Below are 16,931 nucleotides of genomic sequence, written 5' to 3'. Positions count from 1 at the left end.
TGTTATACTGAACCGTTCGGTTCGATGCGAACGTTGACATAGCGCTAAGGCGGGCCCATATCAAGAGCAATCGAACCGCTCGGTTCGAATTATTTCGCGAGGTGTGACTTTAATGGCCGACACGTTACCCGACGTCGAAAATGATCGGTGCGATGTGCTGGATAGTGCGCGTCGCGGCCGCCCGGCGGCGGGCCAGGATCCGGTCAAGCGCAGCCAGATCATTGAGGGCGCGCGGCGCGTGTTCATCGACAAGGGCTTCGAAGCGGCGTCGATGAACGACATTACCCGCGAGGCCGGCGTCTCCAAGGGCACGATCTATGTCTACTTCGCCAACAAGGAAGAGCTGTTCGAGGCGCTGATCGAGGAAGAGCGCGGCACCATCTTCAAGAACATGTACGACATGCTCGACCGCGCCGACGATCTGCGCCAGACGCTGGTGAAATTCGGCAAGGTGCTGTCGATGAAGATCACCTCGGCCAAGGTCATCCAGGCGCAACGCACCGTGATCGGCGCCTCCGACAGGATACCGGACATGGGCGCGCGGTTTTACGAACGTGGCCCCAAACGCGGCCACGACAAGGTGGTCAAGTTCCTCAATGCAGCCATCGAACGCGGCCTGCTCAAGATCGATGATGTCGATCTTGCCGCCTATCAATTCACCGAACTGTGCCTCGCCGGCCTGTTTCGCCAGTGCATCTTCGCCTACCGCACCAAGGCGCCGAGCCAGGATGAAATCGACCACATCGTGCGGTCGGGCGTCAGCCTGTTCCTGAAGTCCTACGGCACCGAAAAGCTTGCCGAGGAAGAAAGCCATCAGATGATCGCGCTCGAGGCGAAGTCCAAGGCAAAGGCCTAGTTAGCCAAAGGTCTTTTTTCGCAACTCCGGACGGAAAACCGCTTCACACTTTTCCCGGAGTTGCTTTTAACCGCCATTGGCCGCCAGCACGATCGCCGCGCGCAGTTCGTCCAGACCCTCGCCCTTTTCCGACGACGTGGCGAGCACGAACGGAAACGCCGCCGGTCGCTTCTTGATCTTCAGTAATGTCTCTTCGATCAGCCGCGGCACGCCGGCGGCCTTGATCTTGTCGGTCTTGGTCAGCACGATCTGGTAGGACACCGCCGCCTTGTCGAGCAGTGACAGCACCTCGTCGTCCTTGGCTTTGATGCCATGCCGGGAATCGATCAGCACATAGACTCGCTTCAGCGTCACGCGGCCCTTGAAATAATCGAAGACCAGCTTGGTCCAATCGTCGACTTTTTCCTTCGGCGCGCTGGCATAGCCGTAGCCCGGCATGTCGACCAGCGCCATTGGCGGCAAGTCGGTGCCTTCGCCGGAAAACCCGCCCGGCACGAAATAGTTGAGCTCCTGCGTGCGCCCCGGCGTGTTGGAGGTGCGCGCCAGCCCGTTATGGCCGACGAGCGCATTGATCAGCGACGACTTGCCGACATTGGAGCGGCCGGCAAAGGCGATCTCAGGCGGCCCCTCCGGCGGCAGGAACTTCATCGCCGGCACGCCGCGGATGAAGATCCACCCCTTGGTGAACAGGTCGGTGCCGATGACGGTGTTGCCCAGCGCGTTCAAATCGCTGCCTCCAGCCTGGAAATATCGGCGCCTCGGATGGCGTTGAGGTTGCGGCCGATCTTGTCCACCGGCCAATTCCACCACGCCACAGCCAGCAACCGCCGCACCGTCCTGTCGTCGAAACGCATCTTCACCACCTTTGCCGCATTGCCGGCGACGATCGCATAGGCCGGCACGTCATGCGTCACCACCGATTTCGCCGCCACGATGGCGCCATTGCCGACCGACACGCCGGGCATGATCACCGCATCCATGCCGATCCATACATCATTGCCGACCACCGTGTCGCCGCGCACTTCCTGTGACCACGTCTTCGGGTCGAAGCCTTGCTCCCAGCCATGGCCGAAAATGTTGAACGGATAGGTGGAAAAGCCGGACATGGCATGGTTGGCGCCGTTCATGATGAAGCGCGCGCCCTCCGCGATGGCGCAGAACTTGCCGATGATCAGCTTGTCGCCGATGAAGGGATAATGATGCAGCACGCATCGCTCGGCGAATTTGTCCGGTCCGTCCGGATCGTCATAATAGGTGAAGTCGCCGATCTCGATATTCGGCGCGGTGACCAGGGGCTTCAGGAAGCCGACGCGGGTGTGCATCGGGATCGGGTGCTTGATGTCTGGGTTGGGTCCGTCCATGGCGAGATCCGTCGAGAGTGGCGCAAATTAAAGCCGCCATTCTAGATGGCGTGATCCGCCCTATAGCACCAATCGCCCGATGAGCGAGCCCTGCTGGGCTTCGATGTTCAGTTCGTGCCGCGGCAGATCACGATCAGGTCGACCGCAGCGCAGTCGCCTAAGGCGCCCTGAAACGAAAAACGGGGCCCTGCGAAGGACAAGCAGGACCCCGTGGTGGCGAAGACGGCTTCAAAAGAATGGCACCTCGCCGTGAGGTGGGGAAGGCAGACCGAGAAAGCCCGTCGCAGCCCGCCGTCATTCGCCGTTGCCTAAAACCGTTACTTCGGCAACAGCACCTTGTTGACGACGTGGATGACGCCGTTCGACTGGTTGACGTCGGCGACCGTTACCTTGGCGGCGCCGCCGGATTCGTCGACGATATAAAGCGCGCCTTTTTTTACCTCGGCGATCAGCGTGTCGCCGCTGACGGTCTTCATTTCATACTTGCCACCCATCGCCTTGGCCTTGGTCATCATATCCTTGGCGGAGATCTTGCCGGCCACGACATGGGCGGTCAGGATCTTGGCCAGCTTGTCCTTATTTTCGGGCTTCACCAGCGTGGCGACGGTGCCGGCCGGCAGTTTCTTGAAGGCGGAATCGGTCGGCGCAAACACCGTGAAGGGTCCCGCGCTTTCCAGCGTGTCGACCAGGCCGGCGGCCTTGACGGCGGCAACCAGCGTCTTGTGGATCGGCGAGTTGAGGGCGTTCTCGACGATGTTCTTCGAGGTCAGCATCGCAGCGCCGCCAACGGCGGGATTGGCGAGCGTATAGGCCGTCGTAGCTGCGAGGCCCGATAGAGCCAGGCCGGCGGAAAAGCAGAATGCCTTGAGGATGGACTTTGCCATTGGAGAACCCTTCTGGTGCGACAATTGTTGATTCGATTGTCGGGAAGAGTTACGCGGCGATTGCGGGAAAGTTTCGGTGCAGAGTAAAAAACGATAATGATAACAAATACTTAAAGGCGAATGCCCATTCCACGCGCCGCATCCCCGCGATGGACATGACGGGGTCACGGATCAAAAACAGCGGTCTTCGGATTAGAGCTGATCGGTGTTGATCGGCCTTGGCGGTACAAGCAGCAGCCACGCCGGTTGCACGCCGCAAGTTTCGCGCCTCACGGGAACGTGATGCGCGCCTCGTCCACAAAAACCCCGGACGAGCCGGGGCTTTGATTGCCACGCCGTTTATTCAGCCGGCGAGGGTTTCTTTCGGAACAATGCCGTCAGATTGTCCCACAATTCGATCTTGGCGCCCTGGCGCTTCATGATCACGCCCTGCTGCAGGATCGACAGCGTGTTGTTCCAGGCCCAGTAGATGACGAGGCCGGCCGGGAAGCTGCCCATCATGAAGGTGAAGATCACCGGCATCCAGGTAAAGATCTGCGCCTGCGTCGGATCCGGCGGGGTCGGGTTCATGCGCATCTGCAGGAACATGGTGATGCCCATCACCACCGCCCAGGCGCCCATATGCGGCAGGAAGGCCGGTGGCGCGAAGGGCAGCAGGCCGAACAGGTTGAAGACCGAGGTCGGATCGGGCGCGGCCAGATCCTGGACCCAGCCGAAGAACGGCGCGTGCCGCATCTCGATGGTGATGTAGAGCACCTTGTAGAGCGAGAAGAACACCGGGATCTGCAGCGCCACCGGCCAGCAGCCGGCGAGCGGATTGATCTTCTCGGTCTTGTACAGCTCCATCATCGCCTGTTGCTGCTTCATCTTGTCGTCCGCGTATTTCTCGCGGATCTCGAGCATCTTGGGCTGCACCTTCTTCATGTTCGCCATCGACGCATAGGATTTGTTGGCGAGCGGGAAGAAGAGGGTTTTGACGACGACGGTGGTGGCAAGGATGGCCAGACCGAAATTGCCGAAGAATTTGTACAGCGTGTCGATCAGGTAGAACATCGGCTTGGTGATCCAGATGAACCACCCCCAATCGATCAGCCGGTCGAACAGCCTGATCTGCCGGTCCTGGGCGTAGGCGTTGATCTTGTTGACTTCCTTGGCGCCGGCGAAGATCTCGGTCTCCACCGTCGCCGACTGGCCGGCGGCAATGGTGATCGGGTCGGTGAGGAAGTCCGACTGGTAGCGCGGGCGGCCATTGTCGTAATAGGCATAGTGCGGCTGGAAGGGCTGCTTCTCGGTCGGCACCAGGGTGACCGCCCAATATTTGTCGGTGATGCCAAGCCAGCCATCGGTCGATTTGCTCGGCGTATAGAGCTTGTTCTTCTCGATGTCGGCGTATTTGTGCTCCTGCAGGCCTTCCGTGCCGGTGACGCCGATCAGGCCTTCATGCAGCACATAGGAGCTGGCAATGGCTGGCTTGTCGAAACGGATGACGCGGCCGTAATTGGACAGCGTGACCGGGGCCGAGCCTGAATTCTGCACCGCATCGGAAACGGTGAACATGTAGTCGCCGTCGACGGAGATCGTGCGCTTGAAGGTCAGGCCCTTGTCGTTGGTGAAGGTCAGCGTCACTGGCGTCGCCGGCGTCAGAGTCGCATTGCCGTCGACGCTCCAGACCGTTTCCGGGCCCGGCACCGTGCCGGTCGTGTCGCTGCCGACAAAGCCGATCTCGGCATAATAGCCGGTGGGCAGCGCCTGCGGATTGAGCAGCTGGATCTGCGGCGATGTCTTGTCGACCGTCTCGGTATAGTGCTTGAGCTTTAGGTCGTCGAGACGCGCGCCGGTCAGGTTGATCGAGCCCGACAGGCTCGGCGTGTCGATGTTGACGCGGGCCGTCTTGGCCACTTCCTGCGCGCGGCCTTCCGGCGTGGTGACATAGGTGCCGGGCGCGTTTGGAATGGCGCCGGGCGCCGAGGGCGCCGTCGTGCCGCCGGGATTGGCGGCCTCGGCCGCCTTCTTCTGCTCCGCCGCCCGCTGCTCTTCGATGCGGGCCGCCTCGCGCTGCTGTTCGCTGCGCGGCAGCACATAAAAATATTGCCACAGCCCGAGGATCAGCACCGACAAGACGATGGTGATGTAGAAGTTCCGGTTGTTTTCCATCGAAAGCCCTTGGCCTATCGTGTTCCGCTGAGACGGCGGGAGAGTTCGGCCTTCAACTGGCCGAACGGAATGGTGAGCACGTCTTCACGCCCGACGATGACATAGTCATTGCCGGGCGCCATGTCACTTGCGGCATGGGTGCGCACGGCTTCTTTCAGCCGCCGCCTGACGCGGTTGCGGACAACCGCATTGCCGACCTTCTTGGTGACGGTGAAGCCGACGCGCGGCGGCAGGCCGTCATTGCGGTCGAGAACTTCGACGAGAAAAAGCCGCCCGCGCCGCTTTTCACCGCGGCGGACGGCCAGGAATTCCGCACGTTTCAGAAGCCGCTTGGGGTTTGGTCCCACTGGCTTGCCGGTTGCGGGCAACGATCTCGTCTTCCGTTCAGGCGCTGAGCCGCTTGCGGCCGCGGTTGCGGCGAGCTGCGACGACGCCGCGACCACCCTTGGTGGCCATGCGAGCACGGAAACCGTGCCGGCGTTTGCGGACGAGTTTGGACGGTTGGTAGGTACGCTTCATTTGTTTTAATACCGCGGGGTGCGGCCCTTCTTGATTCTGTCACTGTGTAACAGGAGCTTTGCCGGGCCGGCATTGGCGCGATCGAAACCGCGCCGGGACGAATGGCCCGAGCGTGAGCGGCTTATAGAAAGAAGGGTTTTGGGAGTCAATCCGGCGCGAACGCCAGTTCGTCGCAGTGCGAACTGCCAGTTCGTCACGACGCGACACCCCGTTCGTCGCGGCGCGAACACCCAGTTCGAGGCTATCTTTATTGCTGGTACCATCGTCCAACGAAGGATGAAATTGGCAAAAAAGCCGCAATCGCCTAATCTCAACCGATCAAGCGTTTGTGAAGACAGGCCTTAATGAGCGAAGTTGCATCAGCGGATGAAGGGAGCGGCCCGGCGACAGCCGATGCCAGCCCGGCGACCGTTCGCCCGGTTGCGAGCCGTTCGGTGCCCAATCGTTCAGTGCCCTTGGCGCGCGGCCTGTCGACCAAGCTGCTCTTGCTCACCATTGTCTTCGTGCTCCTGGCCGAAGTCCTCATTTTCCTGCCCTGGATCGCCAGCTACCGCCTGGCCTGGCTGAAGGAGCGGCTAAGCACCGCTGCCGCGGTGTCGATCGTGCTGGTGCAGGGCGAGCCCAATTCGCTCTCCCGCGCCGCCCAGAACGACGTGCTGATGGCAATCGGCGCCAAGGCGATCGCGGTGCGCGACGGCGGCGTATCGCGCCTGCTGGTGGTGGCCGAGATGCCGCCGCAGGTCGACGAGCATATCGACATCGCCAATGTCGGCATGATCAAGGGCATGACCGGGGCGCTGGATACGCTGTTCTTCGGCGGCAAGCGCATGCTGCGGGTGTTCGGCCCCGTCGGCGACAGCGACAAGGAATTCGAGCTGATCATGCCCGACTATTCCCTGCGCAACGCCATGCTGCGCTATTCGCGCAACGTCGCCTTCGTCTCGCTGCTGATCTCGCTGTTCACCGCAATGCTGGTCTATGCCGCGATCGACCTGATCATGATCGGCCCGATCCGCACCATGACGCGCTCGATGCTGTCCTTTTCCGAGGCGCCCGACGATCCAGGGCGCATCATCCACCCGGCCGCCCGTGCCGACGAGATCGGCGTTGCCGAGCGCGAACTGTCGCAGATGCAGGAACGGCTGCAAAAGATGCTGTCGGAGCAGAAGCACCTTGCCGACCTTGGCCTCGCCGTCTCCAAGATCAACCACGACATGCGCAACATCCTGGCCTCGGCGCAGCTGATGTCGGACCGCTTGCGCCTGGTCAAGGACCCGACGGTGCAGGCCTTCGCGCCAAAGCTGTTGCGCGCGCTCGACCGCGCCGTCTCCTATTCCGAAGGCGTGCTCCACTATGGCCGCACACAGGAGCCGGCGCCCTCACGCCGCCGCTTGCGGCTGCGCCAGCTGGTCGACGACGTCCACGGCCTGCTCGACATCGAGGACGGCATCGAATTCGTCAATGCCGTCGAGCTCGCCTTCGAGGTCGATGCCGATTCCGACCAGCTGTTTCGCGTGCTCACCAATCTGTGCCGAAACGCGGTGCAGGCGATGGCGGCCGACGCCGAGAGCGCGCTGGTGCGCCGGCTCGCCGTATCGGCCGAGCGCATAGGCAGCGTAAGCCGCATCATTGTCACCGACACCGGTCCCGGCCTGCCGGCGAAGGCGCGAGAAAACCTGTTCGCAGCGTTTCGCGGCTCGGCCCGCAGCGGCGGCACCGGCCTTGGCCTGGCCATCGCGCACGAGCTGATCCGCGCCCATGGCGGCACGGTGGAACTGGTCGAATCGATCGGCGGCCGCACCACCTTCGCCGTCACCATCCCCGACCAGCCGGTCCGCCTCGACCAGGCCCGCAGCGGCCTGCGCCGCCCGGCCTGAGCTGTATTTGATATTCAGCCGAAGTCGGACTTAGCTGAATCTCAGCACACCTTGATCGGCACCGTCGAAAGCAGCTGCGACAAAACTTTTGCCGGATTGGCTTGCTTTTCGGAAATTCAGTCGCTAGGGAACACGTCTTGTCGCGGCCGGTCGTCAGGATCGGTTAGCGGGGCTATGTAAAGCATGGCCTGTTGCGCGCCCGTAGCTCAGCTGGATAGAGCACCAGACTACGAATCTGGGGGTCAGGAGTTCGAATCTCTTCGGGCGCGCCATTTCCGCCGAAACTGTGATTTCCTGCGATCCGCTAGCCGGTCTTGGCCTCACATATGAAGAGCAGGTCGCGGAACACGTTGCCGAGCACCGCCTCATTCGAGTGCTGGAGAACTGGACGCCGCCTATTCCAGGCTTCTTCATGTATTACCCCAGTCGCCAGCATCAGCCTGCCGCACTAACTGCGCTAATCAACGCGCTGCGGTGTTCTTGAAATGGGCCGGTATGCGGCGACCGTTATTCCGCCTATCCCGGATCAGGACCCAATCGGCCTCGCACCAGCCAGATACCGCATATTGTCGAACGGCTCTGCCTGGTTGCTGTCCGGGCTCCACATGTGGCGGTGGGTCTCCGTCAGATTGCCGAGATAGACATGCAGTGCGCCCGAGCGGGCGCTGCCGGTGTTGGCGACCGCATGCACCGTATCCGGGTTCATATGCACCACCGCGGGCGCCGCGATGTCGTGGCGTTCCGGCGCATCGATCTCGCTGCCGTCGACGGGATAGATGAAGTTGGTCTCGCTGCCCTTGTAGATGCCGATCAGCGCATCCATCAGATGGTTGTGCGGCGGGTACTGCAGGCCGGGCGACAGCGTGATGTGGTAGATGGTCAAGTCAGGGCTGGCATGCAGCAGCACCTCATCGTCGTCTTCCTCATGCGCGAGCACGCCTGATGCATGGAAGCGGTCGGTGTGTTCGCGCAGCACCGCCTTGACCCGTTCGAAGGCATGAGCACCTTTGGCTGCGTTGACGATATCGGAGGTTACGGCGTAAAGAGGCGAGTTGGCGGCAAGAGGCATTTGTCGTCATCTCCATTGGGAAGCTCAACCAATACAACTGAGATGCTCAGGCTAGCGAATGCCGGCAGACCCGTCAACCGGATGGTCGAACGGGCAAGCAGACTACGCGGGCAGACTACGCGGGCAGACCACGCGGGCAGACCACGCGGGCAGACCAAACGGGCAGGCAGATATGGCTCTTCCGAAATCAGTGTCACCGTCCGCCGTCAAGGCGCCGTCGACCGCCGACATATTGCGCAGCGAGGAAGCTTATGAGCAGCTGAAGAGCGACATCGTCGCCTGCGTCCTGCAACCCGGCGAAAGCCTGACCGAAAAGCAGATCGGCGACCGCTACCAGATCAGAAAGGCGACGATCCGCTCGGCTTTGGCCCGCCTGACGCAGGAAGGGCTGATCAAGAGCGAGCCGCGCCGCGGCTATGTCATCGCACCGCTTAGCCTGCGCGACGTCGACGAGATTTTCGACGTCCGCAGCCTGATCGAGCCGGAAGTGTTCCGGGTGGCCGCGGCCAACCTCACCGAACGCGGGCTCGACGACATCAGGCTGGCGGCGCAAAAGGTGCTGAAGCCGGAGACGCTGCGCAGCCATGTCGCCTTTCTGGCGGCCGACCGCGCCTTTCGCCTGGCCCTGGCCGAACTCTCCGGCAATCTGCGCCTAGTTCGCCTGCTCGACCAAACGCTCGACCAGTCGGAGCGTGTCCTCCATCTCGGCTTCAAATCGCGCGACTTCACGCAAGCGATCATCGGCCAGCAGAAGGAGTTGGTGCTTGCCTGCGAGCTGGCCGAGGTCTCGGCCATCGCAAAGCTTGCCCGTTCGCAGTGCCTGTCGCTCAAGAAGCAGGTGCTCGAGGCCTTGCTCGCCGGCTCCAAGCTGCAGGACGCCAATTTGCAAAGCTTCGCCTGAGGCGCGAAGCCCGCGCTCTCTGGCCGATGCTTACTCGTCGATGAAGCGGATGTCCGCATCGGCAAGGCAATAGGGCGCGTAGCGGAAATCGCGGATATGGCTGACCTTTCCATCCTGCCAGTCGACCAGCATGAAGCCGCGCACGGCGTCATCTCCCGTTTGCGGGTTGCGGATCAGGATGGCCGGCCTGCGGTCGACGAAGCCGAGCGACAGCGCCCAGTCCTGGACACGGTCGTAATTGCCGAAATAGTTGGAAACCTGCGCCTTGCCGCGCATGCGGGTGCGGTTGACGACTTCAAGCTGGATATCCTCGGCGATCAACGCGCGCACGGCGTCGAAGTCGCGCGCGTTGAACAGGTCGACATAGCGGCGCAGGCGCCGCTCGTCACCGGTGTCGAGTTTTGGGGCAGGCGCCTGCTCGTCCTGTGACGCCAGCAGGCGCAGCTGCGACCGCCCGCGATGCAGCGCTGCCTTGGTCGCGGCCAGGGTCGCGCCGGACACTTCGCAGGTTTCGTGCAGGCTGAGGCCAAGCACGTCGACAAGGATCACGGCGCTGCGCTGCACTGTTGCCAGCTGCATGAAGCTTCGCAGGCTGGCGGCGGTGGCGAGCCTCGCATCGGCGCTTGCGGAGGGGTCTTCGATCGTCGTCATGTCGGTCTCGCTCATGCGCGCCTGCTCCCGCTGGCGCCGGCGCAGATGATCCTGCGCGGCATTGTGGGCTATGCGGAACAGCCATTGCTCCGGACGCTCGACGGCGGCGTCGCCGTCGATGGCCTGCAGTGCCTTGATCAGTGTCTCCTGGACGATGTCCTCGCCATCGATCACCGAGCCGGCCATGCGGGCGCAGTAGCGGTGCAGCTTCGGTCGCAAGGAGCCGAGCATCGCCTCCAGGGCAACGCGGTCGAGTTTTGCTGTGTTCATCCTGTCCGTTCCCTAAATGCCGGTCTTTGCATTCAAGCCGGCACGACCTCGCCGGCCAGCATACGATAATTGCCGACGATCTTTGCCGGCGATCTGGCAAGCGGCGTCGAGCGGCGTCCGGCATGATCGGCGCTGAAGGCCTTGAAGGCTGCGAGCCCGGTCAGGCCGTCGCCATCCTGGCTGACAAGATGGATGAACTCGCCATTCTCCAGTTCCAGGACGAGGTAGCGCACAGATTGCGGCTTCGTGTCGTCGAGTGCCTCGAACACCTGTGCAACCAGCATACGGTTCTCGGCGATGCTTTCGTCCTTCACGCCGTAGCGGATGAGATTGTAGCCCATTGTCGTCTCCTGTTTTTCAACTCTGCACGGAGAAGACGTTTCGCGGCCTCGAAAAGATTCGTCGCCCGGCGAATCTTTTCGATCGTCCGGATCGTCTTTCCCGTGGACGGCTGCGCGGCAGCCATCGAGGAGCAGGAGAGACCCATCATGCACATCCAGTTTGCCGAATTGCCGGTGTTCGACCAGGACCGCGCCAAGGCCTTCTACACCGGCCATCTTGCTTGCCAGGTGGCGGAGGACCAGCTGATGGGCGACAGCGGCTGGCGCTGGATCGAGCTGACATTTCCCGGCGCCGTCACCAATTTGCATTTCGTCAAACGCCCCGATGACACGCCGGGCACTGAGCCCGTGCTGGTGCTCGTTGATGGCGATGTCGAGGCAACGGTCGCGGGCCTGAAGGCGCGCGGCGTCGAAATCATCACCGAGCCGCAGGAAGCGACTTGGCAGCCGGGCCGCACGGTCGCCGAATTCCGCGACAGCGAGGGCAACCGCATGGTTGTCGCCAGCAAATGATCGGACCCGGCGCAAAGCCGAACTTCGACATGAGAACAACAGGAGAGATGGACATGACCCCCCAAACGTCGACGCTGAAAGTACCGGGCGCCAGCCTCTATTATGAGATGCGCGGTTCCGGCCCCGTACTGTTGATAATCCCCGGCGGACCGCAGGACGCCGGCGTCTTCGCCGATGTCGCGGGCCACCTCGCCGACCGCTACACGGTGGTCGCCTATGATCCGCGCGGCAATTCGCGCAGCACCTTCGACGGAGAGCCGCAAGAGCAGGACCTCGATGTCCATGGCGACGATGCCGCGCGATTGATCGAGGCGCTTGGCGCCGGACCGGCCTATGTGTTCGGCACCAGCGGCGGCGCCCAGATCGGGCTCAACCTCGCCGCCCGCCATCCCGGCCGGGTTCGTGCGCTGGTGGCGCATGAGCCGCCCAGCATGATGCTGCTCGACGACCCGTCGCCGTCACTGGCCGGCATGCGCGACCTGCACGACACCTATCGCAGCCAGGGCGTCGAGGCGGCGATGCAGAAATTCTTCAGCGAGAACAGCCTGTCGGAAGGGCCGGGCCAGGATGAAGCCGGGCCGCAGGACGGACCGCCTTCGTTCGAACCGTCGCCCGAGGAGGCCGAGACCTTTGCCAGGGTCAGCGGCAATTTCGAATACTGGCTGGCGCATGGCGTCATGCCGCTGTCGCTCTACCGTCCTGATATCGAGGCGCTGCGCGGCCGCCCGGTCGTGGTCGGCATCGGCGAAGAGTCCATCGGCCAGCCGATCGACGGCATGGGCAAGGCGCTGGCCGACAGGCTCGGCAGCAAGCGCGCCGCCTTCCCCGGCGACCATATGGGCTTTGCGCCCTATCCCGACCGCTTCGCCGAGACCTTGCACCTGACGCTCAGAGGCGCGTGAGATCGTCAGTCCAATAGGAAAGGAGCGTCCGCATGCACAATGCGGACGCCCTTCTCCCATGAAATTACCGGCTAAGATGCTGTATCAGACGGCCTCCCAGCCTTCCTTGCCACCGGCGCGGAAGATGGCGTCAATGACCTTCTGGTTGAGTACGGACTCCTCCAGCGTGAAGATACGCTCCTTGCCGCCCTGTGCCGCCCTGGCAAACGTCTCGACCTCGCGCCGGTATTGCTGGGTGCCGGGAAAGCGGAACACCTGCGCCTCCGTATGGTTCTGGTTGTGCAGTTCGATGCGGTGATGGTCGTAGAGCCCGGCATTGAACGGCGAGAACACCTCGATGAAACCCTTCTCGCCGTGAAACACCATCACCTGCCGCGCCGCCATCTGCGTCGAGAGGTAGAAGGACAGTTCGAAATCGCCGAAATCGGCGCGGATCGAGGAATAGATGTCGGTGCCGAATTTCTTGTCGCGCTCGATCGTCGCCTGCACGCGGAGCGGCTCCTTGCCGGTTGAAAACCGCGTCGACACCGTCGGATAGACGCCGATATCAGGCAGCGCGCCGCCGCCGAGATCGAGCTGGTTGCGCATGTTGGTGGGATCGACATTGTAATAGGAGAAGGCGCCCTGCACATGGCGCAGCCGGCCGATGGCGCCATCGGCGATGAGATCGCGCACCTTGATCCATTGCGGGTGGTAGATGACCATGAAGGCCTCGCAGACCAGCACCTTCTTGCTGTCGCGCAGCTTGATCAGCGGCGCGATGTCCTTGGCGTCGAGCGCCAGCGGCTTCTCCACCAGCACATGTTTTCCCGCTTCGATGGCCTTGGCCGTCCATTCGACATGCTGCGAGGTCGGCAGCGGGATGTAGACGCCGTCGACGTCTTTCGAAGCGAGCAGCTCCTCATACGAACCAAAGGCATGTCTGGCGCCGAACCGCTCGCCCAGGGCCTCGGCCTTCGACAGGTCGCGGCTGGCGATCGCGGACAAAACGCCATTCTCGGCCTCGACGATTGCCGGCAACAATTGCTCGCGGCCGATCTTGGCCGTCGACAAAACACCCCATCGGAACATCAGGCTTCTCCTATCGATTTACAGGCGAGGAGGTTTGCCCGAAATTGCGGGAAAAGCCAATGCGGATCGCTGGTCCTGCTAGCCTCGCTTGCCCGTCAGCGTCATGTCGAAATCGACAATATTCGAATAGATCGGCGTGCCGACATCCATGCCGTACCGGGAGCGCAGCACCTTGCCGGTGACGCGGAATTTAATGACGCCGCCCTTCAGCCCGCCGAGCTCGGCAGTGAACTTTTCCGCAAACGTCTTGCCGCGCGCCGTCAGCCGGCCGCTGACCAGCGCCGTGGTGTCGCTGGTTCGGGTTACGCTGGTCGAGCGGAACTGGATTTCGGGGCTGTTGGCGACGTCGAACACCGCATCGGAGCGCAGGAAGGCATCGATGCGGCCCTGGCCGGTGCCGACGCTTTCGGGATAGATGGTGAAGTTGACCGCGGAACGGCCGACATCGCTGTTGTCGATGCGGATGGAGCCCTTGAAGCGGCCAAAGGCGCCGTCGAGGCCGCCGCCACCGACCTTGCCGATGGAGAAGCGAATGCTGGAGCTGGCCGGGTTGACCGTGTAGGTGCCGGCGGCGTCGCCGAGGTCCACAGCGGCGGAGACAGGCATTGCAAGGCAAACGGCAACAGCCGCCAATCCGAAGATGCGCGCATACATGGGTTTGTCCTTCTGAGGCAGGCGAAGTCTTGCGCCCTCACCCCAATGAACGAATGCGCGGCGCGCCCTATTCCATGTCCTGATCTGACGAAGGCGTGATCATGCGCGTGAGCACGCTGTCGTGGAGCCAGAAATGATGCCGCAGTGCCGCCAGTGCATGCAGCGCGACCAAGGCAATGCCGACATAGGCGAGATACCAGTGTGCTATCGCCCAGAAGTTTTCCGCCGCATCGGACACGCCGAGCGGCAGGTTCGGCATCACGAACAGGTTGAACGGCATGCTGGGTATCTCCAGCATCGACACCGAAACCAGTGCCCAGCCGGACAGCGGCACCGCGAGCTGGAAGCCATAAAGCGCCAGATGCGCCAGCGGCGCCGTCCGACGCTCCAGGCCTCCGACCGAGGCCGGCAAGGCCGGGGCCGTATTGCCGAGCCGCCAGGCAATGCGCAGGATGAGGAGGCCGAGCAGCAGGAAGCCGAAGGATTTGTGCAGCTGGATCAGCTCGAAGGCGGTGCGCTGGCTGGTCAACCGCACCATGATGAAGCCGAGCATGAACTGGCCGATGAACAGGATGCCGATCAGCCAGTGGAGGACGATCGCCGCCCAGCCGTAGCGGGTTGAATTGTTGGTGATGAATGCCGGCATGGTTGGTGAACGAATGGCAGCTGGGCTTTCTTCCACCCTCCCCCTTGTGGGGAGGGTCGGCGCGAAGCGACGGGGTGGGGGGTAGCGCCCTACGAAGACTCCCACCCCGATCCGCTACGCGGATCGACCCTCCCCACTAGGGGGAGGTGGCTAACCACCGACCTTGAAGAAATCCACAAACGCCCGCAGCGCCGGGCGCATCTGGCGGCGGCTGGGGTAGTAGACGAAGAAACCGTCGAAGGGCGGACACCAGTCTTCCAGCACGCGGATCAAGCGACCGTCGGCGAGCGGCGCGCGCACATAATCGTCGAAGACGAAGGCGAGCCCAGCGCCGTCGACCGCCGCCTGGGCGATCAGATGGTCTTCGTCGAGGATCAGCGGCCCTTGCGCCGCGATCTCGATCTCTTCGCCATCCTTCTCGAATTCCCAGCGGTAAAGAATGCCGCTGGAAAAACGGAAGCGGATGCAGCGGTGGTCGGCAAGATCGCGCGGATGGCGGGGTCTTGGCATGGTCGCGAAATAGGATGGCGCGCCGACCACGGCGCCGCGAAGGTCCGGTCCGATGCGCACCGCGATCATGTCGCGCTGCAGGCTCTCACCGAGCCGCACGCCGGCATCGAAGCCGCCTTCGACGACGTCGGTGAAGCGATCCTCGATGACGATTTCCAGCACGATGTCAGGATAGGCCGCGGCAAAGCCGCCGAGCCTGGGCGTCAATGCCAGGTGGGCCGCGGTGCGCGGCACGGTCAGCCGCAGGTTCCCGGCCGGCCGGTCGCGCGCCTCGATCGCCGTTTCCAGCGCCAGATCGATCTCGGACAGCGCCGGCCGCAGCCGTTCGAGCAACTGCGCGCCCTCTTCCGTTGGCGCTACGCTGCGGGTGCTGCGCGCCAAAAGCCGCACGCCGAGCCGCGCCTCCAGGCTGGACACGGCATGGCTCACTGCCGAGGGCGCTATGGCCAGTTCGCGCGCCGCGCCACGAAAACTGCCGCATTGGGCGACTGTTGCCAGTACAGCGAGTTGAGAAAGATGCGCTCGGTTCATTGCTCTATTTTATAGAACAGCCCGTGCGAATGACAGCCAATTATCGAACGTAAAGCCAAGCGCTATCTCTCTTTCATCGCAACAAGGAGACGCGCCATGAAAACCCGCAAACTTGGTACTGAACTCGAAGTCTTCCCCGTCGGCCTCGGCTGCATGGGCATGAGCTTCGCCTATGGCGGTCAGGCCGAGGCGGACGCAATCGCCACGCTGCGCCGCGCTGTCGAGATCGGCGTGACGTTTTTCGACACCGCCGAAGTCTATGGTCCCTTTGAGAACGAGATCCTTCTCGGCAAGGCGTTGAAGCCGGTGCGCGACAGGGTGACGATCGCCACCAAATTCGGCTTCAAGATTTCCGAGGAAGGCTCAGGCCTCGAACGTATGGTTGGCGTCGATAGCCGCCCGGAGCACGTCAAGGCAGTGGCGGAAGCCTCGCTGAAACGGCTCGATACCGATGTCATCGACCTCTACTACCAGCACCGCGTCGATCCCGGCGTGCCGATAGAGGACACGGTCGGCGCCATGGCGGAACTGGTGCGCGACGGCAAGGTGCGGGCGCTGGGCCTGTCGGAGGTCAGTGCCACCACCATCCGCCGGGCGCACGCCGTGCACCCGATCGCTGCCGTGCAGAGTGAATATTCGCTCTGGAGCCGCGACCCCGAAGACGAAGTGTTCGATGTCTGCCGCGAACTCGGCATCGGCTTCGTCCCCTACAGCCCGCTCGGTCGCGGCCTGCTCACCGGCACCATCGCCAAGCCCGAGGCCCTCAGCGACGACGACTGGCGCCGCACCTTGCCGCGTTTCCAGGCCGACGCCATGGCGGCAAACGCCAAGGTCGTTGCGACGCTGGAAAAGCTGGCGGTGGAAAAAGGCGTCACATCGGCGCAGCTGGCGCTGGCTTGGGTGCTGCACCAGGGCGACTTCATCGTGCCGATCCCCGGCGCAAGAAAGATACGCCATCTCGAGCAGAACACGGCGGCGGCCGGGATCGAGCTGAGCGCGGCCGAGGTGGCGGCGATTGGCGACGCGCTGTCGCCGGATAAGGTGGTGGGTAAGCGCTATACGGAGGAACTGTTGGCGCTGGTGAATGGGTGAACAAGCGGGGGAGCTTGGCGCCCTGAGAAGTCAGCGCGCGGCACCCCCCTCTGACATGCCGGACATCTCCCCCGCAAGGGGGGAGATCGCCTGTCGTCGCTGTTTTCGCCAATCACCAAAGTTGCAGAA

The 16,931-nt window shown here is 62.8% G+C and carries 19 protein-coding genes and 1 tRNA gene; 7 read left to right on the top strand and 13 right to left on the bottom strand.

The features are described 5' to 3' along the window. The first annotated feature begins 112 nt into the window (after window positions 1-112). Window positions 113-856 carry a TetR/AcrR family transcriptional regulator gene (locus NKI06_RS09150; protein WP_023710413.1) on the top strand — a complete coding sequence of 248 codons (744 nt, stop codon included), beginning with the start codon at window positions 113-115 and terminating at the stop codon, window positions 854-856. 66 nt (window positions 857-922) lie between these two features. Here NKI06_RS09150 and yihA read toward each other — a convergent pair whose 3' ends face one another. The 6 genes from yihA to rpmH all read right to left on the bottom strand — a co-directional run bounded on the left by yihA (window position 923) and on the right by rpmH (window position 5,774). Next, complete coding sequence (gene yihA, locus NKI06_RS09145; protein ID WP_352984947.1) at window positions 923-1,582, bottom strand: ribosome biogenesis GTP-binding protein YihA/YsxC; 660 nt, start codon at window positions 1,580-1,582, stop codon at window positions 923-925. Beyond that, entirely contained in the window at window positions 1,579-2,217 is a 639-nt protein-coding gene (locus tag NKI06_RS09140) for a CatB-related O-acetyltransferase (protein ID WP_352498461.1), read from the bottom strand. The genes yihA and NKI06_RS09140 overlap by 4 nt, the downstream gene beginning before the upstream one ends. 317 nt (window positions 2,218-2,534) lie before the next feature. Then, window positions 2,535-3,101 (bottom strand): fasciclin domain-containing protein, encoded by a 567-nt coding sequence (locus NKI06_RS09135; protein ID WP_352519059.1) that lies wholly within the window; start codon window positions 3,099-3,101, stop codon window positions 2,535-2,537. A 339-nt stretch (window positions 3,102-3,440) separates the two neighbouring features. Continuing rightward, entirely contained in the window at window positions 3,441-5,255 is a 1,815-nt protein-coding gene (gene yidC, locus NKI06_RS09130) for a membrane protein insertase YidC (RefSeq protein ID WP_352984945.1), read from the bottom strand. 14 nt (window positions 5,256-5,269) lie between these two features. Beyond that, on the bottom strand, window positions 5,270-5,623 hold the full coding sequence (rnpA, locus tag NKI06_RS09125) for a ribonuclease P protein component (protein ID WP_023672264.1): 354 nt from the start codon (window positions 5,621-5,623) through the stop codon (window positions 5,270-5,272). 16 nt (window positions 5,624-5,639) lie between these two features. Beyond that, complete coding sequence (gene rpmH / locus NKI06_RS09120) at window positions 5,640-5,774, bottom strand: 50S ribosomal protein L34 (protein ID WP_008833937.1); 135 nt, start codon at window positions 5,772-5,774, stop codon at window positions 5,640-5,642. A 344-nt stretch (window positions 5,775-6,118) separates the two neighbouring features. Here rpmH and NKI06_RS09115 point away from each other — a divergent pair, with 344 nt between their 5' ends. Both NKI06_RS09115 and NKI06_RS09110 read left to right on the top strand, forming a co-directional pair. Continuing rightward, a complete protein-coding gene (locus tag NKI06_RS09115; protein ID WP_023728827.1) occupies window positions 6,119-7,651 on the top strand; it encodes an ATP-binding protein in 1,533 nt (510 codons plus the stop codon). Window positions 7,652-7,846: 195 nt separating this feature from the next. Beyond that, window positions 7,847-7,923, top strand: a tRNA-Arg gene (locus NKI06_RS09110). 254 nt (window positions 7,924-8,177) lie between these two features. On the opposite strand, the gene NKI06_RS09105 is transcribed toward NKI06_RS09110, so the two are convergent. Next, window positions 8,178-8,720, bottom strand: coding sequence for an autotransporter (locus NKI06_RS09105; protein ID WP_352984943.1), 543 nt, complete (start codon window positions 8,718-8,720; stop codon window positions 8,178-8,180). Window positions 8,721-8,892: 172 nt separating this feature from the next. On the opposite strand from NKI06_RS09105, the gene NKI06_RS09100 reads away from it, so the two are divergent. Continuing rightward, a complete protein-coding gene (locus NKI06_RS09100) occupies window positions 8,893-9,621 on the top strand; it encodes a GntR family transcriptional regulator (protein ID WP_031243299.1) in 729 nt (242 codons plus the stop codon). 30 nt (window positions 9,622-9,651) lie between these two features. Here NKI06_RS09100 and NKI06_RS09095 read toward each other — a convergent pair whose 3' ends face one another. Together NKI06_RS09095 and NKI06_RS09090 are read right to left on the bottom strand one after the other, a co-directional pair. Then, window positions 9,652-10,542 carry a sigma-70 family RNA polymerase sigma factor gene (locus NKI06_RS09095; protein ID WP_352984941.1) on the bottom strand — a complete coding sequence of 297 codons (891 nt, stop codon included), beginning with the start codon at window positions 10,540-10,542 and terminating at the stop codon, window positions 9,652-9,654. Window positions 10,543-10,574: 32 nt separating this feature from the next. Next, complete coding sequence (locus tag NKI06_RS09090; RefSeq protein WP_023681378.1) at window positions 10,575-10,883, bottom strand: hypothetical protein; 309 nt, start codon at window positions 10,881-10,883, stop codon at window positions 10,575-10,577. Window positions 10,884-11,030: 147 nt separating this feature from the next. Between NKI06_RS09090 and NKI06_RS09085 the strand changes: the two genes are divergently transcribed. Then, window positions 11,031-11,396 carry a VOC family protein gene (locus NKI06_RS09085; protein ID WP_352758505.1) on the top strand — a complete coding sequence of 122 codons (366 nt, stop codon included), beginning with the start codon at window positions 11,031-11,033 and terminating at the stop codon, window positions 11,394-11,396. 53 nt (window positions 11,397-11,449) lie between these two features. Continuing rightward, a complete protein-coding gene (locus NKI06_RS09080) occupies window positions 11,450-12,298 on the top strand; it encodes an alpha/beta fold hydrolase (RefSeq protein ID WP_245260324.1) in 849 nt (282 codons plus the stop codon). 84 nt (window positions 12,299-12,382) lie between these two features. On the opposite strand, the gene NKI06_RS09075 is transcribed toward NKI06_RS09080, so the two are convergent. From NKI06_RS09075 to NKI06_RS09060, 4 genes are all read right to left on the bottom strand, one after another. Next, window positions 12,383-13,369 (bottom strand): Gfo/Idh/MocA family protein, encoded by a 987-nt coding sequence (locus tag NKI06_RS09075; protein WP_352984939.1) that lies wholly within the window; start codon window positions 13,367-13,369, stop codon window positions 12,383-12,385. A gap of 78 nt (window positions 13,370-13,447) precedes the next feature. Continuing rightward, window positions 13,448-14,023 carry a YceI family protein gene (locus tag NKI06_RS09070; protein ID WP_352984937.1) on the bottom strand — a complete coding sequence of 192 codons (576 nt, stop codon included), beginning with the start codon at window positions 14,021-14,023 and terminating at the stop codon, window positions 13,448-13,450. A 67-nt stretch (window positions 14,024-14,090) separates the two neighbouring features. Next, window positions 14,091-14,669, bottom strand: coding sequence for a cytochrome b (locus NKI06_RS09065; protein ID WP_023714486.1), 579 nt, complete (start codon window positions 14,667-14,669; stop codon window positions 14,091-14,093). 150 nt (window positions 14,670-14,819) lie between these two features. After that, complete coding sequence (locus tag NKI06_RS09060; RefSeq protein ID WP_023728836.1) at window positions 14,820-15,710, bottom strand: LysR family transcriptional regulator; 891 nt, start codon at window positions 15,708-15,710, stop codon at window positions 14,820-14,822. 96 nt (window positions 15,711-15,806) lie between these two features. Here NKI06_RS09060 and NKI06_RS09055 point away from each other — a divergent pair, with 96 nt between their 5' ends. After that, entirely contained in the window at window positions 15,807-16,802 is a 996-nt protein-coding gene (locus tag NKI06_RS09055) for an aldo/keto reductase (RefSeq protein ID WP_352984936.1), read from the top strand. Window positions 16,803-16,931 lie beyond the last annotated feature (129 nt).

The organism is Mesorhizobium sp. M0772 (genome assembly GCF_040320135.1).
Taxonomy (GTDB): domain Bacteria; phylum Pseudomonadota; class Alphaproteobacteria; order Rhizobiales; family Rhizobiaceae; genus Mesorhizobium.
This window is presented reverse-complemented; position numbering and strand designations above follow the sequence as displayed.

Bases quoted from the DNA above. Each gene is read 5' to 3' on its own strand.
- NKI06_RS09150 (WP_023710413.1), top strand. From the start codon at position 113: ATGGCCGACACGTTACCCGACGTCGAAAATGATCGGTGCGATGTGCTG.
- NKI06_RS09140 (WP_352498461.1), bottom strand. From the start codon at position 2,217: ATGGACGGACCCAACCCAGACATCAAGCACCCGATCCCGATGCACACC.
- NKI06_RS09135 (WP_352519059.1), bottom strand. From the start codon at position 3,101: ATGGCAAAGTCCATCCTCAAGGCATTCTGCTTTTCCGCCGGCCTGGCT.
- yidC (WP_352984945.1), bottom strand. From the start codon at position 5,255: ATGGAAAACAACCGGAACTTCTACATCACCATCGTCTTGTCGGTGCTG.
- rpmH (WP_008833937.1), bottom strand. From the start codon at position 5,774: ATGAAGCGTACCTACCAACCGTCCAAACTCGTCCGCAAACGCCGGCAC.
- NKI06_RS09115 (WP_023728827.1), top strand. From the start codon at position 6,119: ATGAGCGAAGTTGCATCAGCGGATGAAGGGAGCGGCCCGGCGACAGCC.
- NKI06_RS09105 (WP_352984943.1), bottom strand. From the start codon at position 8,720: ATGCCTCTTGCCGCCAACTCGCCTCTTTACGCCGTAACCTCCGATATC.
- NKI06_RS09100 (WP_031243299.1), top strand. From the start codon at position 8,893: ATGGCTCTTCCGAAATCAGTGTCACCGTCCGCCGTCAAGGCGCCGTCG.
- NKI06_RS09095 (WP_352984941.1), bottom strand. From the start codon at position 10,542: ATGAACACAGCAAAACTCGACCGCGTTGCCCTGGAGGCGATGCTCGGC.
- NKI06_RS09090 (WP_023681378.1), bottom strand. From the start codon at position 10,883: ATGGGCTACAATCTCATCCGCTACGGCGTGAAGGACGAAAGCATCGCC.
- NKI06_RS09085 (WP_352758505.1), top strand. From the start codon at position 11,031: ATGCACATCCAGTTTGCCGAATTGCCGGTGTTCGACCAGGACCGCGCC.
- NKI06_RS09080 (WP_245260324.1), top strand. From the start codon at position 11,450: ATGACCCCCCAAACGTCGACGCTGAAAGTACCGGGCGCCAGCCTCTAT.
- NKI06_RS09075 (WP_352984939.1), bottom strand. From the start codon at position 13,369: ATGTTCCGATGGGGTGTTTTGTCGACGGCCAAGATCGGCCGCGAGCAA.
- NKI06_RS09070 (WP_352984937.1), bottom strand. From the start codon at position 14,023: ATGTATGCGCGCATCTTCGGATTGGCGGCTGTTGCCGTTTGCCTTGCA.
- NKI06_RS09065 (WP_023714486.1), bottom strand. From the start codon at position 14,669: ATGCCGGCATTCATCACCAACAATTCAACCCGCTACGGCTGGGCGGCG.
- NKI06_RS09060 (WP_023728836.1), bottom strand. From the start codon at position 15,710: ATGAACCGAGCGCATCTTTCTCAACTCGCTGTACTGGCAACAGTCGCC.
- NKI06_RS09055 (WP_352984936.1), top strand. From the start codon at position 15,807: ATGAAAACCCGCAAACTTGGTACTGAACTCGAAGTCTTCCCCGTCGGC.